The sequence below is a fragment of the Shinella sp. BE166 genome (assembly GCF_051201095.1).
GTDB lineage: Bacteria > Pseudomonadota > Alphaproteobacteria > Rhizobiales > Rhizobiaceae > Shinella > Shinella lacus.
Window position 1 is genome coordinate 146,384 of sequence record NZ_JBPEHL010000012.1, and the last position, 25,389, is coordinate 171,772.

Below are 25,389 nucleotides of genomic sequence, written 5' to 3' on the forward strand. Positions count from 1 at the left end.
GGCAATGCCATGCATGTGGGAAATGCGCGTTATCTGAAGCCGGCGGAACTGCCTGAGGCCATCCCCGTCTTTCCGTTGACGGGTGCCCTGCTGCTGCCCGGCGGGCAGCTGCCGCTCAATGTCTTCGAGCCGCGCTATCTCTCCATGTTCGACGACGCGCTCGCCTCGCACCGGCTGATCGGCATGGTGCAGCCGGTCTTCGGCGCCGACAAGGTGGACGATGCTTCAAGCGAGACGCCGGCGCTCTGCCAGGTCGGCTGCATCGGCCGCATCACCTCCTTTGCCGAAACGGGCGACGGGCGCTACATCGTCTCGCTCACCGGCGTGTGCCGTTACCGGCTCTTGGAAGAGCGGCGCGACGACAAATCCTATCGCAGCTTCCACATCGCCCCCTTCATCACCGATCTGACGGCAAGCGACGACGAACAGAGCGTCGACCGCGATGCGCTGCTCGCCGCCTTCAAGGCCTATCTCGACGCCAACAAGCTGGAGGCGGACTGGGAGAGCGTGGAGCGCGCCAGCAACACCACGCTGGTCAATTCCATGGCGATGATGTCGCCTTACGGACCGGCGGAAAAGCAGGCGCTGCTGGAAGCGCCGGACCTGAAGACGCGCGCGGAAACCCTGATTGCCATCACCGAGATCGTGCTGGCGCGCGAATACGGCGACGTCGACACGATGCTGCAATAGAGTGCCTGCGATGAATGCCAGCACCAGCCGGGTCGATCCCAAACTGCTCGAACTTCTCGTCTGCCCGCTGACCAAGGGCCGGCTGAGCTACGATGCCAAGACCGGCGAACTCATCTCCGAAAAAGCGAAACTCGCCTATCCGATCCGCGACGGCATTCCGATTATGCTGATTTCCGAGGCGCGTGAAATCAAGGACTGAGTGCCGGGTGCCGGCAAAAGCCTGGCAACCCCTCCTCCCTCATGGTCGGGCTTGACCCGACCATCCATGCCGCGGGTGCCGTGTGGCAATAAGCCGTCAATCAGATCGGCTGACCGACCAGCATGCGCGGATGCCCGCTGCCGGAGGTGCCTTCGGCCTGGCGGATGAAGAAGGATTTGAGGCCGGGCAGGCGATCGACCACGCCGAGGCCGACGTCGCGCAGCACGCGCAGCGGCGTCACGTCGTTGGAGAACAGACGGTTCAGCACATCCGTGGTGATGCCCATGCGCACCGTATCGAAGCGGCGCCAGGTCTCGTAGCGCTCCAGCACCGACGTCGCGCCGATATCGAGGCCGAGGCGGTCGGCTTCGACGATCGTCTCAGCGAGCGCCGCCACATCCTTGAAGCCGAGATTGAGGCCCTGGCCGGAAATCGGGTGGATGCCGTGCGCGGCGTCGCCGGCGAGCGCAAAGCGTGGGCCGACGAAGGCACGCGCGAGCATCAGGCCGAGCGGGAAGGCGCGGCGGCCGCCGGCGACCTTGAGCGGGCCGAGCTTGTGGCCGAAGCGGCGCTCCAGCTCTTCCTCGAAAACCAGGTCGTCGCTCTCCACGAGGCGGCGGGCGTCTTCCGTGCGCTCGGTCCAGACCAGCGAGGAGCGGTTGCCGGTGAGCGGCAGCGTGGCGAAGGGGCCGGCGGGCAAAAAGTGTTCTTCCGCGGTGCCGTCATGCGGGCGCTCGTGCTCGACCGTGGTGACGATGCCGGACTGGCCGTAGTCGAAATGCACGGTCTTGATGCCGGCCATGTCGCGCAATTTCGAGCGCACGCCGTCGCAAGCGACGAGCAGGCGGGTCTGGCGTTCGGAGCCGTCGGAGAGGCGCACGGCCGTCGCGTGCAGGCCGGTGGCAAAACCCTCCGCGGAGGTCGACCAGCGCACGGCGATGCCGAGGATCTCGGCCTGGCGCAGCAGGCTGCCCGTCATGGCGCGGTTCGGCACCATATGGGCGAAGGGCTGGCCGTCGTCGCCGGAGCCGGCACCTTCGAAGGTGAGGAAGACGGGGCGCACCGGATCGGCCGTGCGCGAATCGGTGATGACCATGCGGCGGATCGGCTCCGCCTCCGGCGCGATCTCGTTCCATACGCCGAGCACGTCGAGCAGGTTGCGCGCGGCCGCCACGATCGCCGAGGCGCGCTCGTCCTTCTGCCAGACATGGTCCGGCGCGCCATCGACGACTTCGACGGCAAGGTGCGGCGCGGCTTTCTTGACGGCAACGGCGAGCGACAGGCCGACATAACCGCCGCCGGCGACAAGCACGTCGAGCATGGTGCCTTCAGACATGGTCTTCTCCTGGCCGCTTGAGGTCTCCTGCCCCTCTATATAGAGGAGGAAGTACCGTATTCCTACCTTGGGGAGCCACGTCCAAATGTCGCGCCAGCCCGCCAAAAACCCCGCCATGGACCTCCTGCTGGAGACGCTCGACCTCGAACGGCTGGAAACCCGGCTGTTTCGCGGCAAGAGCCCGCAGGTCGGCTGGCAGCGGGTGTTCGGCGGGCAGGTGATCGGCCAGGCGCTGGTTGCGGCGACGCGAACGGTGGAGAAGGAAGGCCGCTTCGTGCATTCGCTGCACGCCTATTTCGTGCGGCCGGGCGATCCTTCCGTGCCGATCATCTACGACGTGGAAAACATCCGCGATGGCGGCTCTTTCGCCACGCGCCGGGTCGTCGCCATCCAGCACGACAAGCCGATCTACTTCATGACCGCATCCTTCCAGGACGACGAGGACGGTTTCGAGCACCAGGCACAAATGCCGGACGTGCCGCAGCCGGAAAACCTGCTGGGCGAAGCGGACCTCAAGGAACGCTTCATGACCGAGGCGCCGGACCATATCCGCGCCTACTGGCAGCGCCCGCGGCCGATCGAGCTGCGCCCCGTCTCGCTGGACCATTATTTCTCGCGCGACAAACTGGAGCCGCGCCAGAACATCTGGGTGCGCACCACCGGCCCGGTGCCGGCCGAGCGCCACCTCCAGGCCGCCGTGCTCGCCTATCTCTCCGACATGACGCTGCTCGACACATCATTGTTTGCGCATGGCACCTCCGTGCTCGATCGCACCTTGCAGGTGGCGAGCCTCGACCACGCCATGTGGTTCCACCGCCCGCCGGTGCTGGACGACTGGCTGCTCTACAGCCAGGACAGTCCCTCGGCCTTTGGCGGGCGCGGCATGACGCGTGGCGCAATTTTCACCCGCTCCGGCACCCTCATTGCCTCCGTGGCCCAGGAAGGGCTGATTCGGAAAAAGGCAACTGACTAAATTTTGCCCATTATTCCAATAGCGCCTATTTTTTGACCATCTGCGCTGGTGAAATTTTGCGCCGCAGCATGGCGCGTATTTTTATTGCAATCATTTCAGCGGATTAGAGACGCCGTTCGAATCTGGCACGCCCCTTGAATGTGTAGCTCTCAGTCGTTGCGGCGAAGGTTGCCAACGGCAAGGAGAGATGGCCCCGGCTGGGGGAACAAGCACGAAGGATGGGAAACCAGATGAAAATTGTGATGGCCATTATCAAGCCGTTCAAACTCGATGAGGTGCGCGAGGCCCTCACCACCGTTGGCATCCAGGGCCTGACCGTGACGGAAGTGAAGGGTTACGGGCGCCAGAAGGGGCATACGGAAATCTACCGCGGCACCGAATATGCCGTCAGCTTCCTGCCGAAACTGAAGATCGAGATCGCCGTGCCTGCCGACCTCGTCGACAAGGCGGTCGAGGCGATCGCGTCTGCCGCCAAGACCGGCCAGATCGGCGACGGCAAGATCTTTGTCTATTCCATCGACCATGCCGTGCGCATCCGCACCGGCGAAACCGATTCCGAAGCGCTCTAAGCAACCGGCATATTCAGGGAGCATTTTCAAAATGTCGTCATTCAAGCCTTCTCATACCCTCGCCCGCGTGGCTGCTGCCACCACGGCTATGCTTGCGCCGGTTGTCGCTTTCGCGCAGGAAACCGCGCCCGCCGCCACCGAAGCCGTCGCCGCAGCCCCCGTTCCGGACAAGGCGGACACCGTCTTCATGTTCCTGTCGACGCTGCTCGTCTTCTTCATGCTGATCCCGGGTCTGGCACTTTTCTACGGCGGCCTGGTGCGCGCCAAGAACATGCTGTCGGTCCTCATGCAGTGCACCGTCATCGGCGCCATGATGATGATCATCTGGGTCGTCTACGGTTATTCCTTCGCCTTCGGCGGTTCGACCAGCGCCTATTTCGGCGGCTTCGCCAAGATGTTCCTGTCGGGCGTGACCGTCGATAGCACGGCCGCAACCTTCTCCGACGGCGTCGTCATTCCGGAATATATCTTCATCCTGTTCCAGATGACCTTTGCCGCGCTGACCCCGGCCCTCATCATCGGCGCCTTCGCCGAGCGCATCAAGTTCTCGGCCGTCCTGCTCTTCACGGCACTCTGGGCCACCTTCGTCTACTTCCCGATCGCCCACATGGTCTGGGACGCCAACGGCCTGATCTTCGGCATGGGCGCCCTCGACTTCGCCGGCGGCACCGTTGTGCACATCAATGCCGGCGTGGCAGGCCTCATCGGCGCGATCATGGTCGGCAAGCGTACCGGCTTCGGCAAGGACATGATGGCTCCCCACTCCATGACGCTCACCCTCGTCGGTGCCGCCATGCTGTGGTTCGGCTGGTTCGGCTTCAACGCCGGCTCCAACCTTGAAGCTTCGGGCGGCGCGGTTCTCGCCACCGTCAACACCTTCGTCGCAACGGCCGCCGCAATCCTCGCCTGGTCGCTCGTCGAGACCTTCACCCGCGGCAAGGCTTCGCTGCTGGGCGCCGCTTCCGGCATGATCGCCGGCCTCGTCGCCGTCACCCCGGCTGCCGGCTCCGTCGGTCCGTTCGGCGCCATCGTGCTCGGCCTCATCGTCTCGCCGGTCTGCTACTTCTTCGTCGCCGTCGTGAAGAACAAGTTCGGCTACGACGACACCGCGGACGTCTTCGGCGTACACGGCATCGGCGGCCTCATCGGCGCGCTCGGCACCGGCATCTTCACCGCCCCGTCGCTCGGCGGCACGGGCGGCGCGGATTTCTCCATCGCCTCGCAGTTCATGACGCAGCTCACCGCCGTCGTCATCACCATTGCCTGGTGCGGCATCGTCTCGGCGATCCTCTACAAGGTGGTCGACATGATCGTCGGCCTGCGCGTCACCGTCGAAGCCGAGCGCGAAGGCCTCGACCTCTCCTCGCACGGCGAAGCGGCCTACCACTCCTAAGGGCTTCGCGGCGGCTCCAGCAGCCGCCGCAAAACGTCCCGTCGCGGCCATAGGAAACTATGCCGCCCTTGGCCCGGACCCAAAAAGTCCGGGCCTTTTTCGTGTCCAAGGCCGAAACCGAGGCCACGAAAGCGGCATGGTTAACATGCCATTAAGGCTTCCTTCGTAGGGTTCACAGTCAGGCACATCCGCGAATCGCGCGGAATCGGTGCGGTTTTCCTTGGACGGACTATAGGCTGTAACCATGAGCAGAAGCATCTCGGCAGGACTGGATAACCGTCACGACCGCTTCGTTCTGTCGGCATTCGTCTGGCGACAGTTGCAAATCCTGTTCGGCCTCTGCACTTTCCTCGGCCTTGCCTTCGCGGTCGCCGCACTTTCCACCTGGAACGTCTCCGACCCGAGCCTCTCCTATGCCTCGAGCGGCGCGCCGGCCAACATCCTCGGTTATCCCGGCGCCGTCTTCGCCGATATCTTCATGCAGTTCTTCGGCATCGCCAGCGTCATCGCGCTGCTGCCGGTCGTCGCCTGGGGGCTGGCGCTGATCAGCGGCCGGCGCTTCAACCGCGTGCCGCAGCGCGCCGGCGCCTGGCTTGGCGGCGCCATCCTCGCCTCCGCAGCGCTTGCCTGCGTGCCCGCACCCGTCACCTGGCCGCTGCCGACCGGGCTCGGCGGCGTCTTCGGCGACATGATCCTGCGCTTCCCCGCCCTCTTCACCGGCGCCTACCCGACCGGCCTCTTCGCCAGCATCCTCGGCGGCATCATCGCCATCCCGGCCGCCTGGCTGATGGTCTTCGCCGCCGGCCTGATCGGCTCCGTCACCATCGAGGACGAAGAGGATTTCGCTCCCGTGCCGACGCCGAGCCGCGCACGCACCATTGCCGAGGAAAACGAGGACGACGACGACCGGGAAGGCCCGCTCACCGTTTTCGCCGGCGCCATGACGCATGCCTGGTACACCGGCCATGCCCGCATGCGCCGCCTCTTCGGCCTCGCCAACCAGCGCCGCAAGGCGCGCGGCATCGAGCAGCCCTATGATTTCAACGAGGACGAGTTCGGCACGCTGAACGAGCCGGTGCGCGCCCGCACCCCGGCCCGCAGCGCGAGCGAGCGCGTCGAACCCTCTCTCGACGGCCGCCGCGTCGTCGCCGCCCCGCCGATGGCCGGCGACGAGGACGACGACCTGCCCTTCGACAGGGACGACGAACCAATGCGCCGCCCGAGCGGCATCCTGCCGGACGACGATGCCGACGACGTCGCCGCCGACTGGGCGCCGCGCCGCGCCCCGGCCCGCCAGCCGCTGCCCGCCACCACTGCCCGCGTCGTGCCCCCGGCCGCCCGACCCAAGCCCGGCCAGCGCATCGAGCGCGAGGCGCAGACCTCCTTCGTCGGCCCGGACGGTTTTGCCCTGCCGCCGATCCATCTGCTCGCCGAGCCGAAGGGGCAGGTGCGCGACACCACGCTGTCGGCCGACGCGCTGGAGCAGAATGCCCGCATGCTGGAAGGCGTGCTGGAGGATTTCGGCGTCAAGGGCGAGATCATCCATGTGCGCCCCGGCCCGGTCGTCACGCTCTACGAACTGGAACCTGCACCCGGCATCAAGTCGTCGCGCGTCATCGGCCTTGCCGACGACATCGCCCGCTCGATGAGCGCGATCGCCGCCCGTGTCGCCGTCGTGCCCGGCCGCAACGCCATCGGCATCGAACTGCCGAACCAGAGCCGCGAGACCGTCTACCTGCGCGAACTCATCGCCAGCCGCGACTTCGAGACCTCGAAGGCCAAGCTAGCCATGGCGCTCGGCAAGACCATCGGCGGCGAGCCGGTCATCTCCGACATCGCCAAGATGCCCCACCTGCTCGTTGCCGGCACCACCGGCTCGGGCAAGTCCGTCGCCATCAACACCATGATCCTCTCGCTGCTCTACCGGCTGAAGCCGGAACAGTGCCGCCTGATCATGATCGACCCCAAGATGCTGGAACTCTCCGTCTATGACGGCATCCCGCACCTGCTCTCCCCCGTCGTCACCGATCCGAAGAAGGCCGTCGTCGCCCTCAAATGGACGGTGCGCGAGATGGAGGAGCGCTACAAGAAGATGTCGAAGATCGGCGTGCGCAACATCGACGGCTTCAACAGCCGCGTCGAGCAGGCGCTGGCCAAGGGTGAGCAGATCAGCCGCACCGTGCAGACCGGCTTCGACCGCCAGACCGGCGAGGCGATGTACGAGACGGAGGAATTCGATCTCCAGCCGATGCCCTATATCGTCGTCATCATCGACGAAATGGCCGACCTGATGATGGTCGCCGGCAAGGACATCGAAGGTGCGGTCCAGCGCCTCGCCCAGATGGCGCGCGCCGCCGGCATCCACGTCATCATGGCAACGCAGCGCCCCTCCGTCGACGTCATCACCGGCACGATCAAGGCGAACTTCCCGACCCGCATCTCCTTCCAGGTCACCTCGAAGATCGACAGCCGCACCATCCTGGGCGAACAGGGCGCCGAACAGCTGCTCGGCATGGGCGACATGCTCTACATGGCCGGCGGCGGACGCATCCAGCGCGTGCACGGTCCCTTCGTCTCAGACGGCGAAGTGGAGGCCGTCGTGGCGCATCTCAAGACGCAGGGCTCGCCGCAATATCTCGATGCGATCACCCAGGACGACGACGAGGATGGCGAGGGCGGCGGCGGCCCGGCCGGCACCGCGAACCTCGAGGATTCGGACGACCCCTACGACCAGGCCGTGGCCGTGGTGCTGCGCGACGGCAAGGCGTCCACCTCCTATATCCAGCGCCGCCTCGGCATCGGCTACAACCGCGCCGCCTCGCTGATCGAGCGCATGGAGAAGGAGGGCCTGATCGGCCCCGCCAACCACGCCGGCAAGCGCGAGATACTCGTGCCGACGGAAGAGTAAATTTCGGAACGACGGCCGGGAACGGGGCGCCGTCTGCGGCGTTCCGCCCGCAAGTTCCGCGTCAGGGCCGGATGCCATTATGGCGCCGTGTTTGGCCCGCATGACACGCAGATGAAGGAGACCAACATGATCCCATCCGAGAAAGGCCACGCGACCGGCATGCTGACCCGCCGTGGCTTCACCTGCCTGATGGCCTTCACGCTCGCAACCGGCCTTTCGGCGCTGGCGCCCGCCGATGCCTCGGCGCAGGCAAGCGGCGCCGCCCAGAAGATCGCCGACCACTTCGCCTCCGTGAAGACGATGATCGGCGAATTCGTGCAGTTCGGCCCGCGCGGCGAACAGACCGGCGGCAAGTTCTACATCAACCGTCCGGGCAAGATCCGCTTCAACTACGAAGAGCCCTCGCCGATGCGCGTGATCGCCGACGGCAAGTCCGTCGTCATCGGCAACCGCAAGCTCAAGACCTGGGACATCTATCCGCTCTCCAAGACCCCGCTCAACCTGCTGCTCGGCGAGAAGATCGACCTCTCCGCCAAGATGGTGCGCAACGTCAAGGAAGAGGCGGATCTCACGACCATCGTGCTCGGCGACCGCAACATGTTCGGCGATTCGACCATCACCATGATGTTCGACCCGAAGACCTATGACCTGCGCCAGTGGACCATCACCGACGCGCAGGGCAAGGACACCTCCGTGATGATCTTCAACGTCAAGACGGGCGTCGCCCTCGACGAAAAGGTCTTCTCGATCCCCTATGACGAGGTCCGCAACAAGGGCGCGAACTGAGAAAGCCGTTTCCGTTTCGTCATGCATGCGCTAAGACGCCCCGGACAGATTTCCGGGGGCAGGCATGGCACTTTCGATTGCGACGTGGAACATCAATTCCGTGCGGCTGCGCATGCCGCTCGTCGAACATTTCCTGACAACCTTCTCACCGGATATCCTGTGCCTGCAGGAAACCAAATGTCCGAACGACCTCTTCCCCTTGAAGCCGCTGAAGGCGCTCGGCTACGAGCACATCGTCTTTCACGGCCAGAAGGGCTATCACGGTGTCGCGACCATTTCCCGCCTGCCGCTGACCGAGCTCGTTGAGCGGCGCGACTATTGCGGCGTGGGTGACGCGCGCCATATCTCGGTCGTCTTCCATCACCGGGGCAAGTCGATCCGCCTGCACAATTTCTATGTGCCGGCCGGCGGCGATGAGCCGGACCGCACGATCAACCAGAAATTCGGCCACAAGCTCGATTTCATCGAGGAGATGAAGCTTCTGCACGCCGAGGCCGAGGCGGGCATCTCGTCGATCCTCGTCGGCGACCTCAACATCGCGCCGCTGGAGCACGACGTCTGGTCGCACAAGCAGCTCTTGAAGATCGTCAGCCATACGCCGATCGAGACCGAGGGCCTGATCGACGTGATGACCAAGGGCGCCTGGGTCGACCTGATGCGCCGCAAGGTGCCCGCGCACGAAAAGCTCTATACGTGGTGGAGCTACCGTTCGGCCGACTGGGTCGCCGCCGACAAGGGCCGCCGCCTCGACCACATCTGGTCCTCCGCCGACCTCGAACCGCACCTCACCGATATCAAGGTCATCCGCGAAGCCCGCGGCTGGGAACGGCCGTCAGACCATGTGCCGGTGATCGCGGAATTTGATTTCTAGGCGAAACGCCCCGCGAGGCTGCGCATCTCGCTGATCATCGCCGCGAGGTTTTCGCGGATGCGGGCGTCGACGAGGACGGCGACGTCCGGGTATTCTTCCAGCATGCGCCGGAAGAGCGGGCGGTTGATGCGGATGACTTCGCTGTCCTCGGTCGCCACCGCTGTATATTTGCGCTCGACGGCAGAGATCATCGCAAGCTCGGAGAGCAGCGTGCCGGCTTGCGCCGTGCCTTCGTCGCGCGTCGAGCCATCGCGAAGCGTCGAGGTGAGGCTGAACGCACCGGAGGCGACGACGAAGCCGCAATCGGCGGACGTGCCCTCGCGAAACAGCGTCTGCCCCTCGACCAGCCGCCGGCGCTCCGCGCCAAAGGCCATCAGCCGCAGCTTGTCGTCGGCGAGCCCCGCAAAGAGCGGCACGCGGGAAAGCAGGGCAATGTCGTCGCTGAGAGCCACGGTGGGCATCCCTCCAAAAGCAATTCCGGGACGTTAAAAACCTTACGGTACGATCTTGTACCCGCCGTTCTCTGTCACGAGAATCTCCGCATTGGAAGGGTCCCGCTCGATCTTCTGGCGCAGACGGTAGACATGGGTCTCCAGCGTGTGGGTCGTCACGCCGGAATTGTAGCCCCAGACCTCTTCCAAGAGCACATCGCGCGTCACCACCTTCTGGTCGGCGCGATAGAGGTAGCGGATGATCGCCGCCTCCTTCTCCGTCAGCCGGATCTTCTGGCCGTTTTCGAGCGTCAGCAGTTTCTGGCCCGGCTTGAACGTATAGGGGCCGACGGTGAAGGTGGCGTCCTCGCTGCTTTCGTGCTGGCGCAGCTGCGCGCGGATGCGCGCGAGGAGCACGGCGAAGCGGAACGGCTTCGTCACATAGTCGTTCGCGCCGGCTTCCAGCCCGAGGATCGTGTCCGAATCGGTATCGTGCCCGGTCAGCATGATGATCGGCGCCTTGAAGCCGCCCTTGCGCAAGAGCTTGACGGCCTCGCGCCCGTCCATATCCGGCAGGCCGACATCCATGATAAGCAGGTCGATCTGGTTGGCGCGGGCCGTCTGGATGCCCTTGCCGGCCGTCATTTCCTCGAGCGTGGAAAATTCCTCGTAAAGCGAAAGCTGCTCGACGAGCGTCTCGCGAAGGTCGTTGTCGTCATCGACAAGAAGGATGGTGCGGGATGTCATGCTTTACCTCTCGGCATTCCTCTGAAAGTAAGGGAACTGGCGCTTTTGGCAAGCCCGTCCATGGCTTAGCCAGTCAAGTTGCCACAAGGCGCGAATATGGCGGAATGACATGAGCCGGATCACATCTCCTAAACATTGCGTGAAGACCATCCTCGTGCGCCCCGCACCGGGCAAAAAGACCCGCGCCATCGTGCAGGTCGGTTCGTTGCGCATCCCCGCCGCAATCGGCCGCACCGGACGTACCTCACTCAAACGCGAAGGCGACGGCGCCACCCCCATCGCCGCCATGCCGCTGCTCTCCGGCTTTGTGCGCGGCGACCGTGTAGCCCTGCCAGGAACCGCCCTGCCCTTCCGCCGCATCCGGCCCTCCATGCTCTGGTGCGACGCGCCGAGCCATCCGAGCTACAACAGCCTCGTGCGCGCCCCGTTCAAGCCGAGCCATGAGGAGATGCGCCGCGCGGACGAACTCTATGACATCTGCCTCGTGCTCGACTGGAACGTCACCTCGCGCCGCCGCAACAAGGGGTCGGCGATCTTCTTCCACCTGATCCGCCCCGGCTACGAGCCGACGGCCGGCTGCGTCGCCATCGCGAAGCGCGACATGCTGCGCATCCTGCCGCATTTGCGCCGCGGCACGGTCGTGCGCGTGCTCTGACGATTTTGGCGGCGGGCGGGCTGAAATGCTGCGCTGCGGGACCTATATCAGCCTCGACCGTCGCCGGGCTGCAAGGCGCCACGGGAAACCCGTCCGGGTTCAAGCACGCCAAACCTTTTTCACGGAGAGATTCTGATGAGCGATCAACCCACAATCCTGTTTCATGATGGCAACAGCATTCCCCAGATCGGCCTCGGCGTCTGGCAGACCCCGAACGACACGGCCGTGACCGCGGTCAAGGCGGCGCTCGACAGCGGTTACCGCCATGTCGATACGGCGGCGATCTACGAGAACGAGCAGGGCGTCGGCGAGGGCATCCGCGCCTCCGGCGTCGACCGCGCCGAAATCTTCCTCACCACCAAGCTCTGGAACGGCGACCAGGGCCACGATGCGACGCTGAAGGCCTTCGATGCCAGCCTGAAGCGGCTCGGCACCGATTATGTCGACCTCTACCTCATTCACTGGCCGGCGCCGAAGCGCGGCCAGTTCGTCGATACCTGGAAGGCCTTCATCCAGCTGCAGAAGGAAGGCCGCGCCCGCTCCATCGGCGTGTCGAACTTCTATCCGGAACACCTGCAGCGCCTGATCGACGAGACCGGCATCACCCCGGTCATCAACCAGATCGAGTTGCACCCGGATTTCCCCCAGACGGAAACCCGCGCCTACCACGAAAAACACCGCATCATCACGGAATCCTGGAGCCCGCTCGGCCAGGGCACGCTGCTGACAAACCCCGTCGTTGCCGGCATCGCTGCAAAACACGGCCGCACACCGGCCCAGGTCATCACCCGCTGGCATATCGATAACGGCCTGGTGGTCATCCCGAAATCGGTGACGCCGTCGCGCATCGCGGAAAACGTCAAGGTCTTCGACTTCAAGCTCGACGACGAGGACATGGCAACCTTTGCCGGCCTCGAAAAGGGCGGCAAGCGAATCGGCCCGGACCCGATGACGGCAAGTTTCTGATCCTGCAAGTGGCACCGGTTATTTGTTGACCGCCGGAAAAGTCCACCGCCCTCTCTTCCGTCATGGTCGGGCTTGACCCGACCATCCATGCCTCACCCCCGACGTCATCCTCGGGTCAAGCCCGAGGATGACGTCGGGGGTGGCGACCTCTGTCATCGATTTCAATTAAGCCAGCGTCTTCGGCGTGACGAAGGCTTCCAGCCGGCCCGAACCGGGCGCGACATCCGCCCAACGCTGGCTATCGAAGGCGATCACCGCCAGCCCCGCCGTTGGATATTTCGTCCGCAACCGGCCGAGTGCGCCGGCCTCACCCTGTGGTGCCAAAAGTGCGGCCAGTTCTTCGAAACCGGGATTGTGCCCGATGACCAGAAGCGTCCCGCTCTCGTCCGGCGCTGCGTGGATCGCATCCAGAATGGCCGCCGGCGCGGCCTCGTAGATCGAGGGCACCGTGCGGGACGGGCACGGCGTGGCAAAGGCCGGCGCGACCAGCGCCCAGGTCTCCTGCGTGCGCCGGGCGGATGACACCAGCGCGAAATCCGGCTCAAGGCCCGCGGTGGCCATATGGATGCCCATGCGCGGAGCATCGCGGCGGCCCCGGTCGCCGAGTGGCCGGTCGTGATCCTCGACGCCGTCAGGCCAGGCCGATTTTGCATGACGCAGGAGGAGAAGGCGTCTCATGGAAATCTCCTTCAAACGAAAAGGCCGCAAACAAAAAGGCCGGGAGCTATCTCCCGGCCTTTTTATCACAACGGCAATGCAGCCGTGATCATTTCCATTCGCGGATATCGACGAAGTGACCGGCGATCGCGGCCGCGGCGGCCATGGCCGGCGAGACGAGATGCGTGCGGCCCTTGAAGCCCTGGCGGCCCTCGAAATTGCGGTTCGAGGTCGACGCGCAGCGCTCGCCCGGCTTCAGGCGGTCGTCGTTCATGGCGAGGCACATGGAGCAGCCCGGCTCGCGCCAGTCGAAGCCCGCTTCCTTGAAGATCTTGTCGAGGCCTTCCCGCTCCGCCTGCTCCTTCACGAGGCCGGAGCCCGGAACGATCATGGCGTCGACCGTGGAGGCAACCTTCCGGCCCTCGACGACGGCGGCGACGGCGCGCAGGTCCTCGATGCGGCCATTGGTGCAGGAGCCGATGAAGACGCGGTCGATGGCGATGTCGGTGATCTTGGTTTCCGGCTTCAGGCCCATATAGTCGAGCGCGCGCCACTTGGAGGAGCGCTTCGTCTCGTCCTCGATCTCGTCCGGGTTCGGCACGACGCCCTGCACGGAGACGACATCTTCCGGCGAGGAACCCCAGGAGACGATCGGCGGCAGGTTGGCGGCATCGAGCACGACGACGCGGTCGAAATGCGCGCCTTCCTCGGTGTAGAGCGTCTTCCAGTATTCCAGCGCCATGTCCAGCGCCTTGCCCTTCGGCGCGCGCGGCTTGCCCTTGATATATTCGAAGGTCTTTTCGTCCGGCGCGATGAGGCCGGCGCGCGCGCCGCCTTCGATCGTCATGTTGCAGATCGTCATGCGGCCTTCCATCGACAGCGCACGGATCGCCTCGCCCGCAAACTCGATGACATGGCCCGTGCCGCCGGCCGTGCCGATCTCGCCGATGATGGCGAGGATGATGTCCTTGGCGGTGACGCCGGGCGGCAGCTGGCCGTCGACGCGCACCAGCATGTTCTTCGCCTTCTTCTGGATCAGCGTCTGGGTGGCCAGAACATGTTCCACTTCCGACGTGCCGATGCCGTGCGCCAGCGCACCGAAGGCGCCGTGCGTGGAGGTGTGGCTGTCACCGCAGACGATGGTCATGCCCGGCAGCGTAAAGCCCTGCTCGGGGCCGACAATGTGCACGATGCCCTGGCGCACGTCCTTTTCGGAGTAATATTCGACGCCGAATTCCGCGGCATTGTTGGCGAGCGCCTCGACCTGGATGCGGCTTTCCTCGTTCTTGATGCCCTGGGCGCGATCCGGCGAGGTCGGCACGTTGTGGTCGACGACGGCGAGCGTCTTTTCCGGCGCACGCACCTTGCGGCCGGCCATGCGCAGGCCTTCGAAGGCCTGCGGGCTCGTCACCTCGTGAACCAGGTGACGATCGATGTAGAGAAGACAGGTTCCGTCTTCCTGGCGGCTGACGATGTGATCGTCGAAAATCTTATCATAGAGGGTACGGGGTGCACTCATGGCTCTTCATCCGCTTGGCATGTGTTGGGGTACTGGAAATCGGCGAGCGCGGGGCTCGCAAGGATCGCAAGCGATCAGGCTAGGCGGCTGGTGAGCGCCCCGAAGACGCGCGCAAAGAAGCGTGCCGGCAGGCGCTTGTGATCCTGCAGCACGACGACATGCTTTTCCGTGCATCCGAACTTGGATTCCATGGCCCGCATATAACGATTTTTGCGGCGCTCGGCAAGTTGCCGGCCGGCAACGCCGTTTACGCTCTTCCTAAAATTTCCCGCGCGCCGCCTTGCCGCAGCCCCGAATTTTTGACACTCGGTATACGTATCCGGCTAAGCGTCGGCTTGAGGGGACTTACATGAAGACGATTACCTGGCGCGACCGCGCGCGCTACCAGTTCGACAAGAGCATGGCGGCGGGGCCAATCGCGCTGATCGGCTGGCTTGCGGTCATCTCGCTGGTCGTCATCCTCGTCGCCGGCCTGTTCCTCGCCCTGACCGGCATCAAGCCGGATGGCGGCGAGCCCGTCTCCTTCATCGAAGGCGCCTGGGAATCGCTGATGCGCACCATGGATGCCGGCACGATGGGCGGCGATGTGGGCTGGAGCTTCCGCGGCGTCTCGCTCGCCGTCACCGTCGCGGGCATCTTCGTCTTCTCCGCGCTGATCGGCGTCTTGAGCTCGGGCCTCGACGAGAAGCTCGACGAGCTGCGCAAGGGCCGCTCGCATGTGCTGGAGAAAGACCACACGATCATCTTCAACTGGTCGCCCTCGATCTTCGACGTGATTTCCGAGCTGGTGATCGCCAACCAGAGCCGCCGCAATCCGCGCATCGTCATCATGGCTTCGAAGGACAAGGTGGAGATGGAGGACGAGATCGCCGACAAGATCGCCGACCTCGGCAACACCCGCATCATCTGCCGCAGCGGCGACCCGACCGACCTCTACGACGTCAACATCGTCAACCCGCAGGCATCCCGCTCGATCATCGTGCTGTCGCCGGAAAGCGACTATGCGGATTCGCAGGTCATCAAGACCGTGCTGGCGCTGGTCAACGACCCGGATCGGCGCAAGGAGCCCTACCGGATCGCCGCCGAGATCCGCGATGCCAAGAATGCCGAGGTCGCCCGCATCGTCGGCGGCTCCGAGCTGCAACTGGTGCTCGCCGACGAGCTGATCTCGCGCATCGTGGTCAGCTCCAGCCGGCAGGCCGGGCTTTCGGCCGTCTATACCGAACTGCTCGATTTCGACGGCTCGGAAATCTACGCCGTCGAGCAGCCGGCACTCACCGGCAAATCCTTCGGCAATGCGGTGATGGCCTATGACACGTCGACGCTGATCGGCATCTGCGACACCGACGGTGTCGTGCACCTCAACCCGCCGACGAACCGCATCATGCTGGCCGGCGAAAGGGCGATCCTGATTGCCGAGGACGACGCGACGATCAAGCTGCGCACCGCCGAGTTCGAGGTCGACCGCGAGATCGTGCGCCCGCGCGTCAACCGCGAGCCGGGGCCGGAGAGCACGCTGCTGCTCGGCTGGAACCGGCGCGGGCCGATCATCACGCAGGAACTGTCGCGCTACGTCGCGCCCGGCTCCGAACTGATGATCGCCGCCGATACGCCGGAATTCGAGGCGGATGTCGCCAAGCTCCAGTTTATCAAGGAAAACCTCTCCGTCCGCTGCACCGTCATCGACACCTCGAACCGTGCCGCGCTCGATGCGCTCGACGTGCCCGCCTACGACCATGTGCTGGTGCTCGGCTACAGCGACCACATGGCCGCCCAGCCGGCCGATACGGCAACGCTCGTCACACTGCTGCAGCTTCGCAAGATCGCCGACGCCGCCAATCAGCATATCGGCATCGTCAGCGAGATGATCGACGTGCGCAACCGCAACCTCGCCGCCGTCACCCGCGCCGACGATTTCGTCGTCAGCAACAAGCTGGTGAGCCTCATGCTGGCGCAGGCCTCGGAAAACGAGCTGATGGCGCAGATTTTCGACGAATTGCTCGACGAGGACGGCTCGGAAATTTACATGCGCCCGGTGACGGACTATATCGCCATCGACCGGCCGGTGAATTTCTACACCGTCAACCTCGCGGCCCTCATCCGCGGCGAGGTGGCGCTCGGCTACAGCCACGCGAAAAGGGCCGGGCACGACCCGCGCAACATGGGCGGCGTCGTGGTCAATCCGGCGAAATCGGAAAAGGTGACTTTCGATCCCTCCGACCGCCTGATCATCCTCTCCCGCACGTAAAAATTTCAGGTCCGCCGCAGGCGCTTTTCCAGGCCGCGCAGGCCGAGCGAAAGGCCGATCGTCAGGATGAGATAGACATAGGCGACGATGGAATAGGTCTCGAAGAACCGGAAGGAGCCGGAGGCATAGACCTTGCCCATCTGCGTGATGTCGGCAACGCCGAGCACGGAGACGAGCGAGGAATCCTTCACCATCGCCACGAAATCATTGCCGAGCGGCGGCAGGATGACGCGCACCGCCTGCGGGAAGACGACGAGCCGGAAGCGCTGGAAGCGCGACAGGCCGAGCGCCTTGGCCGCCTCGATTTGCCCCTTGTCGACGGACTGGATGCCGGCGCGAAAAACCTCGCCGATGAAGGCGGAATAGCCGATCATCAGCGCGATGATCGCCCGCCACATCAGCGAGACGTCGCGCACCTGCATCGGCTCGATGAACCCGGCACTGACGAGCGGCGAAATCACCAGATTGACCAGCGCCACCAGCGCCGGCGCGCCGACGAAGGCGATGTAGAACAGCAGCACGAGGATCGGCACGCCACGGATCACCTCCGTGTAGAAGCGCGCGACCTGGCGCAGAACCTTGCTGTCCGACAGCGCCATGAGCGCAAGGCCGAGGCCGGCGAGCGTGGCGAGCAGGAAGGCGACGAGCGTCACGAAGATCGTGACCCAGAGCCCCTTCAGCACGATGCCGAAGACCTGGGCGTAGAGATCATTGGCGACGATCACGCCGGCAAGCGCCAGCGCGATCACGGCAAGGACGACCAGCCACCAGGGATAGTCGCCCTTTGCCGCGTCAGAGGAAACGGGAGCCATGCGCCCGCTACTGACCCATCTTGTAGTCCAGGAACCACTTCTTGTTGAGCGCCTCCAGCGTGCCGTCGGCCGTCATGGCGGCAATGGCGGCATTGACCGGTGCGACGAGATCGGAGCCCTTCGGGAATATGAAGCCGAAATCCTCCGTGCCGAGCGGCTCGCCGACGACCTTGAGCTTGCCGCCCGAGGCATCGACATAGCCCTTGGCCGCAACGCCGTCGGTGAGCACCAGGTCGACGTCGCCGGCCTGGAGCGCCTGTACGGTCGCGCCAAAAGTCTCGAACAGCTTGATGCGCGGGTTCTGCTCGTTGCCGTCGAGGATTTCGTAGACGGCGGTGTAGAACGGCGAGGTGCCGGGCTGGGCGGCGACCAGGCCATCCGTCAGCGCCGCGAAGGATTTGGCATCCTTGAAACGGGCCTCGTCGCCACGCACCAGCATGAACTGCTGCGAGCGCATGTAGGGCGCGGAGAAGTCCACCTTCTCCTTGCGGTCGTCCTTGATGGTGATGCCGGTCATGCCGATGTTGTACTGATTGTCGGAGACCGCCTGGATCATCGCGTCCCAGCTGGTGTTCTGGTACTCGACCTTGAAGTTCAGCCGCTTGGCGATCTCGTTCATCGCGTCATATTCCCAGCCGATCTGCTCGCCGGTCTTCGGATCGACGAATTGCAGCGGCGGATAGGCGTTCTCCGTTACGACGACGACGGACTTGCCGCCGAGATCGGGCAGGTCCGCGGCGAAGGCGACAGCGGGCATGAGGGCAGCGGCGGCAAGGCCTGCAAGGACGGCGCGGCGGGAAAACATCGGCTTCAAGCTCCTGGATTGTGGCGGCGGAACACTGTCACAGGAGCAGGCAGCGAGGCAAGCACGGCGCTTGTGTGCAACCGCCTTTCCCGAAAACAAAAAGCCGCCGGCCAGGGCCGACGGCTTCGATCAATGTGTGCAGCTACCGGATTATTCGGCGGCGGCTTCTGCGGCCTTTGCGGCTTCGGCAGCTTCTGCTGCAGCGGCCTTCTCGGCGGCTTCTGCTGCGGCCTTTTCAGCGGCGAGCGCCTGTGCGGCTGCGACCTTCTCGGCTTCGAGACGGGCCTTTTCCTCGGCAACGGCGGCGCGCTCGGCGTCGTTCAGGCTGCGGGCGCGCGTGCCGGTGTTCTCGACGATACGAGCCGACTTGCCGCGACGATCGCGCAGGTAGTAGAGCTTGGCGCGACGGACCTTACCGCGGCGGACGACTTCGACGCCTTCGACGAGCGGCGAGTAAACCGGGAATACGCGCTCGACGCCTTCGCCGTAGGAGATCTTGCGAACGGTGAAGCTCTCGTTGATGCCGCCACCCGAACGGGCGATGCACACGCCTTCATAGGCCTGTACGCGGGTACGCGAACCTTCCGTCACGCGGACGTTGACGCGGACGGTGTCGCCCGGGGAGAATTCCGGAAGCTGGCGCTTGGCTTCGATCTTCGCTGCCTGTTCGGCTTCGAGCTGCTGGATGATGTTCATCGGTCTAACCTTCTGGTTTTTCTGAAACAGCCAGAGCGCTCGACGGTCACCTTACAAGGTCATGCCTCTAAGGTTAGCCCGTTACCGGGCGGAGCGGATTCGCCATTCTTTGCTTGCAGGTCGGCTGGGTAATCCCAAATCCGTGCGGGCCAATACACCAATCGAACCTGCTTGTCATCCCCACGGCCGAAAGAATCCGCCCGAAAGAGCCGGTTTTCGGCCCTTGCCCGCCTTTCACCGCCACGCTATCACGCGGGACAGGGAGAAGCGGCACGACCATTGCCGCCGGGAGTATCATGTCCATAGCCGATGCCATACTGCTTTTCGTCGCCGGATTCCTGTCCGGCGTGGTCAATGCCATTGCCGGCGGCGGCACCTTCCTCACCTTCGGCGCGATGACGCTGACCGGCCTGCCGCCGATCGTCGCCAACGCCACCTCCTCGATCACCCAGTTTCCGGGCTACGTCACGTCCTCGCTCGCCTATGCCAAGGAGATCAGGGCGGACTGGCGCGAGGCGGCGCTGCTCGGCGGCATCTCGCTCGTCGGTGGCCTCGCCGGCGCGCTGCTGCTGCTGTCGCTCGACAACCCGTCCTTCCGCGCGCTGGTGCCGTGGCTGCTGCTCGCCGCCACCATCATCTTCGCCGCCGGCCCCTATCTCAAGCCGAAGACGCTGCACGCCGAAACGCCGGTCTCGCCGCTCGGCTTCGTCGGACAGTTCCTCACCTCGATCTATGGCGGCTTCTTCGGCGCCGGCATGGGCATCATGATGCTCGCCGTGCTGGGCCTCACCAAGGGCGGCGACTACCATCGCCTCAATGCGCTGAAGAATTTCCTGGCCGTGGTGATCGCCGCGGTCGCCATCATCGTCTTCGCCAGCGGCGACGTGGTCGGCTGGCCGCAGGCCGCCGTCATGGTGCCGGCCGGCGCGCTCGGTGGCTGGTCCGGCGTGTGGGCGGCGCGGCGCGTGCCGCAGCCGGTGATCCGCGGCCTGGTGGTCGCGGTTGGTGCTGCGTTAACGATCTACTATTTCGCGACGGGCTGAGCGTCGAGCAAGTCCGGCCGGCGCTCGCGCGTCAGCTTTTCCGCCTCCTCGCGTCGCCATCGGTCGATGGCCGCGTGGTTGCCGGAGGTCAGCACGCCGGGGATCTCCTGCGCTTCCCAGACCTGCGGCCGCGTATAATGCGGATGCTCCAGCAACCCGCCCTCAAAACTCTCGTGTTCGCCGGACAGCGCATTGCCCATGACGCCCGGCAGGATGCGCACGATCGCGTCGAGCAGGATCATCGCCGCCGGCTCGCCGCCGGAGAGAATATAGTCGCCGATCGAAACCTCTTCGAGCTGCCGCCCATCGATGACGCGCTGGTCGACACCCTCGAACCGGCCGCAGACCACGATCGCGCCCTCGCCGGCCGCAAGCTCACGCACACGGGCCTGCGTCAACGGCCGGCCACGCGGGCTCATCAGCAGGCGCGGACGGTTATCACCCTCGGAAGCGTGGTCGATGGCGCGGGCCAAAACATCGGGTTTCAGCACCATGCCCGCCCCGCCGCCCGCCGGCGTATCGTCCACGGTGCGGTGGCGGTCGGTGGTGAAATCACGGATCTGCACGCAATCCAGCGCCCAGTCCCCGCGCGCCAGCGCCTTGCCGGAGAGCGACTGGCCGAGCAGGCCCGGAAACATTTCCGGGTAGAGCGTCAATATGGTGGCGCGGAAAGCCACGTCATTCCCCGCCGTCTTCTTCAGGCGGACGGCGGCGCCGGCTGCCCGGCCCGTCCTTTTCCTCTTCTTCGAGGCCGGCGGCAATCGGATCGATCACCAGGCGCCCGCCATCAACATCGATTTCCAAGACGGCTGCCTCGGAAAACGGAATGAGCACCGGCCGCTTGCCGGGACCCTTGAGTTCCAGCAGGTCGCCCGCGCCAAAATCGAAGATACCCGTGACCGTGCCATGGCTGCGGCCCTCGGCATCGACGGCCTCCAGCCCTTCGAGGTCGGCATAGAAGAACTCGTCCTCGTCGAGCTCCTCGTCCGGCAGGTTGTCGCGGTCGATATAGAGATCGGTGCCGTTCAGCGCCTCGGCGGCGTTGCGGTCGTTGATGCCGCGAAAGCGCACGACGACGACATTCTTCGCCTCGCGCACCTCCAGCACCTCAAAGGCGCGGCCGTCATCCGTGTGGAGATGGCCGTAATCGCCGATCGCCGTGGGATCGATGGTGTAGGATTTCACACGGACTTCGCCGCGCAGGCCCTGGGCCGCGCCGACAGTGCCCATGAGGACGGGATTTTCCAGTTTCACCATGGTTGCTTCCGTGCGTTCCTTGAAACTTCTGCTGCGCGAAATCGCTTTACGATGTTCCGCGTCCCGCTCCAAACGAAAACGGGCGGCATGAAACACGCCGCCCGCTTCAAAAGAATGTCGCCGTCGATTATTCGGCGGCAGCAGCAGCGGCGTCTTCTTCCTTCTGCTTCTTCTCGGCAGCGCGCTCGAGCGCCTTCTTGCCGGGCTTTGCCTTTTCCGGGTTGCTGCGGGCTTCGCGCTTCACGACGCCGGCTTCGTCCAGGAAGCGGGCGACGCGGTCGGTCGCCTGGGCGCCCTTGGAGAGCCATTCCTTGATGCGGTCGGCGTCGAGCTGCACGCGGTTGGCGTCGTCCTTGCCGAGCATCGGGTTCCACGAACCGACCTTCTCGAGGAAGCGGCCGTCACGCGGCGAACGGGCGTCGGCAACGACGATCTGGTAGTACGGACGCTTCTTGGAGCCACCGCGGGCGAGACGAATTTTCAGTGCCATGTCATTTTCTCCTTCAAAGTGGTGAACCCACGTTTTGGTTTACGCAGGGGTATGGTTTGCGCCGCTGTGTTCAGCGGCAATGGCTTCGTGGTGCCGGATCACCTCGTGGATGATGAAGTTCAGGAACTTCTCCGCGAAATCCGGATCCAGATTGGCATCCTTCGCCAGGCGGCGAAGGCGCTCGATCTGGTATTCCTCGCGCGCCGGGTCGGCCGGCGGCAGTTCATGCGTCGCCTTCAGCACGCCCACCGCCTGGGTGCAGCGGAAGCGCTCGGCGAGCATATGCACAAGAGCAGCGTCGATATTGTCGATCGACTGCCGGTATTCTCCCAATTGCTGCTTGACCTTCGGATCGATCGTCATGCCTCAACCCCTCACTTCTTCTTCGGCAGGCCGGGAAGGCCCGGCAGGCCACCAAGACCCGGAAGACGCCCGCCGCCGCCGAGGCCCGGAAGACCGCCGCCGCCCAGGCCCGGCATGCTGCCGGGCTTGATGCCGGCCGCTTCCGCCTGCTTGGCGAGCGCTTCGAGCTGCTTCGGATCCATCTTCGACAGATCGGGCATGCCGCCCATGCCGCCGCCAAGGCCACCGAGGCCCATCTTGCCGGCAAGGCCGCCCATCATCTGCTTCATCATGCCGCCGCCCTTCTTGCCGCCCATCATCTTCATCATGTCCGCCATCTGGCGGTGCATCTTCAGAAGCTTGTTGATGTCGGCCGCATCGGTGCCGGAACCGGCCGCGATGCGCTTCTTGCGGGAATGCTTGAGCAGGTCCGGATTGGCGCGCTCGGCCTTGGTCATCGAATTGATGATGGCGATCTGGCGGCCGAACAGCTTGTCGTCGAGGCCCGCGGCGGACATCTTGTCCTTCATGCCGGCCATGCCGGGCATCAGCCCCATGATGCCGCCCATGCCGCCCATTTTCTGCATCTGGCGCAGCTGGTCGGCGAGGTCGTTCAGGTCGAACTTGCCCTTGGCCATCTTGGCGGCCATGGCGGCCGCCTTCTCGGCGTCGATATTTTCCGCCGCCATCTCGACCAGCGAGACGATGTCGCCCATGCCGAGGATGCGGTCGGCGACGCGGCGGGGATGGAATTCCTCCAGCTCGCCCATCTTTTCGCCGACGCCGATCAGCTTGATCGGCTTGCCGGTGACGGCGCGCATCGAAAGGGCCGCACCACCGCGGCCGTCGCCGTCCATGCGGGTAAGCACGAGGCCGGTAATGCCGACGCGGTCGTCGAAATTGCGGGCGAGGTTGACCGCGTCCTGACCGGTCAGCGCGTCGGCGACGAGCAGGATTTCATGCGGATTGGACTTCCGCTTGATCTCCGCCATCTCGATCATCAGCGGCTCGTCGATATGGGTCCGGCCGGCGGTGTCGAGGATGACGACGTCATGGCCGCCGAGTTTTGCGGCCTGCACGGCGCGCGAGGCGATATCGGTCGGCGACTGGCCGGCGATGATCGGCAAGGTATCGATGCCGGCCTGCACGCCGAGCTGGCGCAACTGCTCCTGCGCGGCCGGACGGCGCGTGTCGAGCGAGGCCATCAGGACCTTCTTCTTGTCACGCGTCTTCAGCCGGTTGGCGATCTTGCCCGAGGTGGTGGTCTTGCCCGAGCCTTGCAGACCCACCATCATGATGACGACGGGGGCCGCCGCATTGAGGTCGATCGACACACCCTCGGAGCCGAGCATCGAGATCAGCTCGTCATGCACGAGCTTCACGACCATCTGGCCGGGCTTGATCGACTTCAGAATTTCCGCGCCGACGGCCTTTTCGCGCACCGCATCGGTGAAGGAGCGCACCACTTCCAGCGCCACGTCCGCTTCGAGCAGCGCACGGCGGACCTCGCGCAGCGCCGCCGAGACATCGGCCTCGGAAAGCGAGCCACGGCCTGTCAGTCCATTCAGAATGGAGCCAAGGCGGTCCTGGAGTGTTTCAAACATCACGTCATCCTTCTTGTTTCCGCAAGTAGCGGAAACGTCGGTGCCATCGGTGACAAAAACAAGACGCAAAGCCAAAAAGCACCCGAGGGCGCATCGCGCTGTCGGGTGTTGACCTCCGGGATCTGTTTATACCGCTTTGGGTCCCGGTCGGTGGCTTCAAGTCGTCTCACTTGTCGCAGATGGCGCGGCTTAAACCCCATCGGGGCCGGAAAGTCAAGGACATCGGGCAAATCCCGCCTCTCGTCACATTTCCGCGAGCCCGCGGCGACCCGTTGCAGCAAAGGGTGTGGACGCTTATCTTCCGTCAATGAACCGTCGCAAGTTTCTCAAATGGTCCGGTATAGGCGCCCTCACGATGCTCGCGGGTGGCGCGTTTGCGAGCCGCAGCCTGGCGGCGAACCGGTATTATGACGGCCCGGTCAGCGACCATTTCAACGGCACGCATTTCTTCAATCCGAACGGTGAGGAGCCGAACAATTTCTTCGAGCTGATGCGCTGGCAGTTCGGCGGCGGGCGCGCGGCCTGGCCCGCCGATTGGCCGAGCCCGTTTCCGCCGGCCGTGCCGGAAGCGCGTGTCGAGGGCGAACGCCTGGTCGTGACCATGGCGGGCCATGCGGCCCTGCTGATCCAGACGGCCGGGCTCAACATCCTGACCGATCCCGTCTGGAGCGACCGGGCAAGCCCCTTCTCCTTTGCCGGGCCGAAGCGCGTCAATCCGCCGGGCATCAAGCTCGCCGACCTGCCGAAGATCGACGTGGTGCTCGTCACGCACAATCATTACGACCATCTCGACCTCGCGACGCTGAAGGCGCTGGCCGAGCGTGACAATTGCCTGATCTTCACGCCGCTCGGCAATGACAGGATCATGGGACCGGTCGTCGGCGAAGGGCGCATCACGACCATGGACTGGGGCGGCAGCACGCCCCTGACGACTGACGTCACCCTCCATTGCGAGCCCTGCCACCACTGGTCGGCCCGCGGCCTCGGCGATCGCCGCATGGCGCTATGGTCCGCCTTCCTCATCGAAACGCCGGGCGGAAAGATCTACCATATCGGCGATACCGGCTTTCACCAGGGCATCAATTACCGGGCGGTCCGCGAGAAACACGGGCAAATCCGCCTAGCCAACCTGCCCTTCGGCGCCTACGAGCCACGCTGGTTCATGCGCCCGCAGCACCAGAACCCCGACGAGGCGGTGCAGGGCATGGCGGCATCGGGCGCCGCCTATGTGGCAGGCCACCATTGGGGCACGTTCCGGCTGACCAACGAAGGCGTGGACGAACCGCTGGCAGCACTCGAAACCGCCCTCGACGCAGCCGGCATCGCCCGCGAGCGCTTCCGCGCGCTGCGGCCCGGCGAGGTCTTCGAGGTTCCCGCCGCCACGGCCTGATG

The 25,389-nt window shown here is 64.8% G+C and carries 26 protein-coding genes; 13 read left to right on the top strand and 13 right to left on the bottom strand.

Features of this window, described 5'->3' with window-relative positions; genetic code table 11:
* Positions 1-9: 9 nt before the first annotated feature.
* Both J2Y63_RS25225 and J2Y63_RS25230 read left to right on the top strand, forming a co-directional pair.
* Positions 10-690, top strand: a complete 681-nt coding sequence (locus J2Y63_RS25225; RefSeq protein WP_435268387.1) for an LON peptidase substrate-binding domain-containing protein — start codon at positions 10-12, stop codon at positions 688-690.
* 10 nt (positions 691-700) lie between these two features.
* Complete coding sequence (locus tag J2Y63_RS25230) at positions 701-889, top strand: Trm112 family protein (RefSeq protein ID WP_256119510.1); 189 nt, start codon at positions 701-703, stop codon at positions 887-889.
* A gap of 100 nt (positions 890-989) precedes the next feature.
* On the opposite strand, the gene J2Y63_RS25235 is transcribed toward J2Y63_RS25230, so the two are convergent.
* A complete protein-coding gene (locus J2Y63_RS25235) occupies positions 990-2,210 on the bottom strand; it encodes a ubiquinone biosynthesis hydroxylase (protein ID WP_435268388.1) in 1,221 nt (406 codons plus the stop codon).
* 100 nt (positions 2,211-2,310) lie between these two features.
* Here J2Y63_RS25235 and tesB point away from each other — a divergent pair, with 100 nt between their 5' ends.
* From tesB to J2Y63_RS25265, 6 genes are all read left to right on the top strand, one after another.
* A complete protein-coding gene (gene tesB / locus J2Y63_RS25240; protein ID WP_435268332.1) occupies positions 2,311-3,198 on the top strand; it encodes an acyl-CoA thioesterase II in 888 nt (295 codons plus the stop codon).
* A 218-nt stretch (positions 3,199-3,416) separates the two neighbouring features.
* The gene (locus J2Y63_RS25245; RefSeq protein WP_305112267.1) at positions 3,417-3,767 is read left to right on the top strand and encodes a P-II family nitrogen regulator; all 351 of its coding nucleotides are present in this window, start codon (positions 3,417-3,419) and stop codon (positions 3,765-3,767) included.
* 31 nt (positions 3,768-3,798) lie between these two features.
* Positions 3,799-5,160 carry an ammonium transporter gene (locus tag J2Y63_RS25250; protein WP_256119513.1) on the top strand — a complete coding sequence of 454 codons (1,362 nt, stop codon included), beginning with the start codon at positions 3,799-3,801 and terminating at the stop codon, positions 5,158-5,160.
* Positions 5,161-5,404: 244 nt separating this feature from the next.
* Positions 5,405-8,068: a DNA translocase FtsK gene (locus tag J2Y63_RS25255; protein ID WP_435268333.1), complete on the top strand. Its 2,664-nt coding sequence runs from the start codon at positions 5,405-5,407 to the stop codon at positions 8,066-8,068.
* Positions 8,069-8,179: 111 nt separating this feature from the next.
* Positions 8,180-8,854, top strand: coding sequence for an outer membrane lipoprotein carrier protein LolA (locus J2Y63_RS25260; protein WP_256119515.1), 675 nt, complete (start codon positions 8,180-8,182; stop codon positions 8,852-8,854).
* 64 nt (positions 8,855-8,918) lie between these two features.
* Positions 8,919-9,725, top strand: coding sequence for an exodeoxyribonuclease III (locus tag J2Y63_RS25265; protein WP_435268334.1), 807 nt, complete (start codon positions 8,919-8,921; stop codon positions 9,723-9,725).
* On the opposite strand, the gene J2Y63_RS25270 is transcribed toward J2Y63_RS25265, so the two are convergent.
* Together J2Y63_RS25270 and J2Y63_RS25275 are read right to left on the bottom strand one after the other, a co-directional pair.
* Positions 9,722-10,177, bottom strand: coding sequence for a cyclic nucleotide-binding domain-containing protein (locus J2Y63_RS25270; RefSeq protein WP_319324056.1), 456 nt, complete (start codon positions 10,175-10,177; stop codon positions 9,722-9,724). The two genes, J2Y63_RS25265 and J2Y63_RS25270, sit on opposite strands and share 4 nt — an antisense overlap.
* A 42-nt stretch (positions 10,178-10,219) precedes the next feature.
* Positions 10,220-10,903: a response regulator transcription factor gene (locus J2Y63_RS25275; RefSeq protein ID WP_256119518.1), complete on the bottom strand. Its 684-nt coding sequence runs from the start codon at positions 10,901-10,903 to the stop codon at positions 10,220-10,222.
* Positions 10,904-11,012: 109 nt separating this feature from the next.
* Here J2Y63_RS25275 and J2Y63_RS25280 point away from each other — a divergent pair, with 109 nt between their 5' ends.
* Together J2Y63_RS25280 and J2Y63_RS25285 are read left to right on the top strand one after the other, a co-directional pair.
* Entirely contained in the window at positions 11,013-11,558 is a 546-nt protein-coding gene (locus tag J2Y63_RS25280; protein WP_435268335.1) for a L,D-transpeptidase family protein, read from the top strand.
* Between the two features lie 135 nt (positions 11,559-11,693).
* A complete protein-coding gene (locus J2Y63_RS25285; RefSeq protein WP_435268336.1) occupies positions 11,694-12,524 on the top strand; it encodes an aldo/keto reductase in 831 nt (276 codons plus the stop codon).
* Between the two features lie 165 nt (positions 12,525-12,689).
* Here the strand turns inward: J2Y63_RS25285 and J2Y63_RS25290 are convergent, their stop codons facing one another.
* Both J2Y63_RS25290 and leuC read right to left on the bottom strand, forming a co-directional pair.
* Positions 12,690-13,202: a SixA phosphatase family protein gene (locus J2Y63_RS25290; protein ID WP_435268337.1), complete on the bottom strand. Its 513-nt coding sequence runs from the start codon at positions 13,200-13,202 to the stop codon at positions 12,690-12,692.
* 88 nt (positions 13,203-13,290) lie between these two features.
* Entirely contained in the window at positions 13,291-14,700 is a 1,410-nt protein-coding gene (gene leuC, locus J2Y63_RS25295) for a 3-isopropylmalate dehydratase large subunit (RefSeq protein ID WP_435268338.1), read from the bottom strand.
* 349 nt (positions 14,701-15,049) lie between these two features.
* On the opposite strand from leuC, the gene J2Y63_RS25300 reads away from it, so the two are divergent.
* Positions 15,050-16,948 carry a CASTOR/POLLUX-related putative ion channel gene (locus J2Y63_RS25300; RefSeq protein ID WP_435268339.1) on the top strand — a complete coding sequence of 633 codons (1,899 nt, stop codon included), beginning with the start codon at positions 15,050-15,052 and terminating at the stop codon, positions 16,946-16,948.
* A 5-nt stretch (positions 16,949-16,953) separates the two neighbouring features.
* Here the strand turns inward: J2Y63_RS25300 and J2Y63_RS25305 are convergent, their stop codons facing one another.
* From J2Y63_RS25305 to rplS, 3 genes are all read right to left on the bottom strand, one after another.
* Positions 16,954-17,760, bottom strand: a complete 807-nt coding sequence (locus J2Y63_RS25305) for an amino acid ABC transporter permease (RefSeq protein ID WP_256119524.1) — start codon at positions 17,758-17,760, stop codon at positions 16,954-16,956.
* Positions 17,761-17,767: 7 nt separating this feature from the next.
* Positions 17,768-18,565: a transporter substrate-binding domain-containing protein gene (locus J2Y63_RS25310; RefSeq protein WP_435268340.1), complete on the bottom strand. Its 798-nt coding sequence runs from the start codon at positions 18,563-18,565 to the stop codon at positions 17,768-17,770.
* 150 nt (positions 18,566-18,715) lie between these two features.
* Complete coding sequence (rplS, locus tag J2Y63_RS25315) at positions 18,716-19,261, bottom strand: 50S ribosomal protein L19 (RefSeq protein ID WP_319324045.1); 546 nt, start codon at positions 19,259-19,261, stop codon at positions 18,716-18,718.
* A 296-nt stretch (positions 19,262-19,557) separates the two neighbouring features.
* Between rplS and J2Y63_RS25320 the strand changes: the two genes are divergently transcribed.
* Positions 19,558-20,304: a sulfite exporter TauE/SafE family protein gene (locus J2Y63_RS25320; protein WP_435268341.1), complete on the top strand. Its 747-nt coding sequence runs from the start codon at positions 19,558-19,560 to the stop codon at positions 20,302-20,304.
* Here J2Y63_RS25320 and trmD read toward each other — a convergent pair.
* The 5 genes from trmD to ffh form a co-directional block, all read right to left on the bottom strand.
* The gene (gene trmD, locus J2Y63_RS25325; protein WP_435268342.1) at positions 20,286-20,981 is read right to left on the bottom strand and encodes a tRNA (guanosine(37)-N1)-methyltransferase TrmD; all 696 of its coding nucleotides are present in this window, start codon (positions 20,979-20,981) and stop codon (positions 20,286-20,288) included. The two genes, J2Y63_RS25320 and trmD, sit on opposite strands and share 19 nt — an antisense overlap.
* Before the next feature lies 1 nt (position 20,982).
* Positions 20,983-21,561 carry a ribosome maturation factor RimM gene (rimM, locus tag J2Y63_RS25330; protein WP_435268343.1) on the bottom strand — a complete coding sequence of 193 codons (579 nt, stop codon included), beginning with the start codon at positions 21,559-21,561 and terminating at the stop codon, positions 20,983-20,985.
* A 127-nt stretch (positions 21,562-21,688) separates the two neighbouring features.
* Entirely contained in the window at positions 21,689-22,051 is a 363-nt protein-coding gene (gene rpsP, locus J2Y63_RS25335) for a 30S ribosomal protein S16 (protein ID WP_256119530.1), read from the bottom strand.
* 39 nt (positions 22,052-22,090) lie between these two features.
* Positions 22,091-22,414 carry a chorismate mutase gene (locus J2Y63_RS25340; RefSeq protein ID WP_435268344.1) on the bottom strand — a complete coding sequence of 108 codons (324 nt, stop codon included), beginning with the start codon at positions 22,412-22,414 and terminating at the stop codon, positions 22,091-22,093.
* A gap of 11 nt (positions 22,415-22,425) precedes the next feature.
* On the bottom strand, positions 22,426-23,997 hold the full coding sequence (gene ffh, locus J2Y63_RS25345) for a signal recognition particle protein (RefSeq protein WP_435268345.1): 1,572 nt from the start codon (positions 23,995-23,997) through the stop codon (positions 22,426-22,428).
* 307 nt (positions 23,998-24,304) lie between these two features.
* Between ffh and J2Y63_RS25350 the strand changes: the two genes are divergently transcribed.
* Positions 24,305-25,387, top strand: a complete 1,083-nt coding sequence (locus J2Y63_RS25350; RefSeq protein WP_256119532.1) for an MBL fold metallo-hydrolase — start codon at positions 24,305-24,307, stop codon at positions 25,385-25,387.
* The last annotated feature ends 2 nt before the right edge of the window (positions 25,388-25,389 follow it).

What these genes read in the sequence shown, in the direction of transcription:
- J2Y63_RS25225 (WP_435268387.1), top strand. Translation starts at nt 10, where the DNA reads ATGCATGTGGGAAATGCGCGTTATCTGAAGCCGGCGGAACTGCCTGAG.
- J2Y63_RS25230 (WP_256119510.1), top strand. Translation starts at nt 701, where the DNA reads ATGAATGCCAGCACCAGCCGGGTCGATCCCAAACTGCTCGAACTTCTC.
- J2Y63_RS25235 (WP_435268388.1), bottom strand. Translation starts at nt 2,210, where the DNA reads ATGCTCGACGTGCTTGTCGCCGGCGGCGGTTATGTCGGCCTGTCGCTC.
- tesB (WP_435268332.1), top strand. Translation starts at nt 2,311, where the DNA reads ATGTCGCGCCAGCCCGCCAAAAACCCCGCCATGGACCTCCTGCTGGAG.
- J2Y63_RS25245 (WP_305112267.1), top strand. Translation starts at nt 3,417, where the DNA reads ATGGGAAACCAGATGAAAATTGTGATGGCCATTATCAAGCCGTTCAAA.
- J2Y63_RS25250 (WP_256119513.1), top strand. Translation starts at nt 3,799, where the DNA reads ATGTCGTCATTCAAGCCTTCTCATACCCTCGCCCGCGTGGCTGCTGCC.
- J2Y63_RS25255 (WP_435268333.1), top strand. Translation starts at nt 5,405, where the DNA reads ATGAGCAGAAGCATCTCGGCAGGACTGGATAACCGTCACGACCGCTTC.
- J2Y63_RS25260 (WP_256119515.1), top strand. Translation starts at nt 8,180, where the DNA reads ATGAAGGAGACCAACATGATCCCATCCGAGAAAGGCCACGCGACCGGC.
- J2Y63_RS25265 (WP_435268334.1), top strand. Translation starts at nt 8,919, where the DNA reads ATGGCACTTTCGATTGCGACGTGGAACATCAATTCCGTGCGGCTGCGC.
- J2Y63_RS25275 (WP_256119518.1), bottom strand. Translation starts at nt 10,903, where the DNA reads ATGACATCCCGCACCATCCTTCTTGTCGATGACGACAACGACCTTCGC.
- J2Y63_RS25280 (WP_435268335.1), top strand. Translation starts at nt 11,013, where the DNA reads ATGAGCCGGATCACATCTCCTAAACATTGCGTGAAGACCATCCTCGTG.
- J2Y63_RS25285 (WP_435268336.1), top strand. Translation starts at nt 11,694, where the DNA reads ATGAGCGATCAACCCACAATCCTGTTTCATGATGGCAACAGCATTCCC.
- J2Y63_RS25290 (WP_435268337.1), bottom strand. Translation starts at nt 13,202, where the DNA reads ATGAGACGCCTTCTCCTCCTGCGTCATGCAAAATCGGCCTGGCCTGAC.
- leuC (WP_435268338.1), bottom strand. Translation starts at nt 14,700, where the DNA reads ATGAGTGCACCCCGTACCCTCTATGATAAGATTTTCGACGATCACATC.
- J2Y63_RS25300 (WP_435268339.1), top strand. Translation starts at nt 15,050, where the DNA reads ATGAAGACGATTACCTGGCGCGACCGCGCGCGCTACCAGTTCGACAAG.
- J2Y63_RS25305 (WP_256119524.1), bottom strand. Translation starts at nt 17,760, where the DNA reads ATGGCTCCCGTTTCCTCTGACGCGGCAAAGGGCGACTATCCCTGGTGG.
- J2Y63_RS25310 (WP_435268340.1), bottom strand. Translation starts at nt 18,565, where the DNA reads ATGTTTTCCCGCCGCGCCGTCCTTGCAGGCCTTGCCGCCGCTGCCCTC.
- rplS (WP_319324045.1), bottom strand. Translation starts at nt 19,261, where the DNA reads ATGAACATCATCCAGCAGCTCGAAGCCGAACAGGCAGCGAAGATCGAA.
- J2Y63_RS25320 (WP_435268341.1), top strand. Translation starts at nt 19,558, where the DNA reads ATGTCCATAGCCGATGCCATACTGCTTTTCGTCGCCGGATTCCTGTCC.
- rimM (WP_435268343.1), bottom strand. Translation starts at nt 21,561, where the DNA reads ATGGTGAAACTGGAAAATCCCGTCCTCATGGGCACTGTCGGCGCGGCC.
- rpsP (WP_256119530.1), bottom strand. Translation starts at nt 22,051, where the DNA reads ATGGCACTGAAAATTCGTCTCGCCCGCGGTGGCTCCAAGAAGCGTCCG.
- J2Y63_RS25340 (WP_435268344.1), bottom strand. Translation starts at nt 22,414, where the DNA reads ATGACGATCGATCCGAAGGTCAAGCAGCAATTGGGAGAATACCGGCAG.
- ffh (WP_435268345.1), bottom strand. Translation starts at nt 23,997, where the DNA reads ATGTTTGAAACACTCCAGGACCGCCTTGGCTCCATTCTGAATGGACTG.
- J2Y63_RS25350 (WP_256119532.1), top strand. Translation starts at nt 24,305, where the DNA reads ATGAACCGTCGCAAGTTTCTCAAATGGTCCGGTATAGGCGCCCTCACG.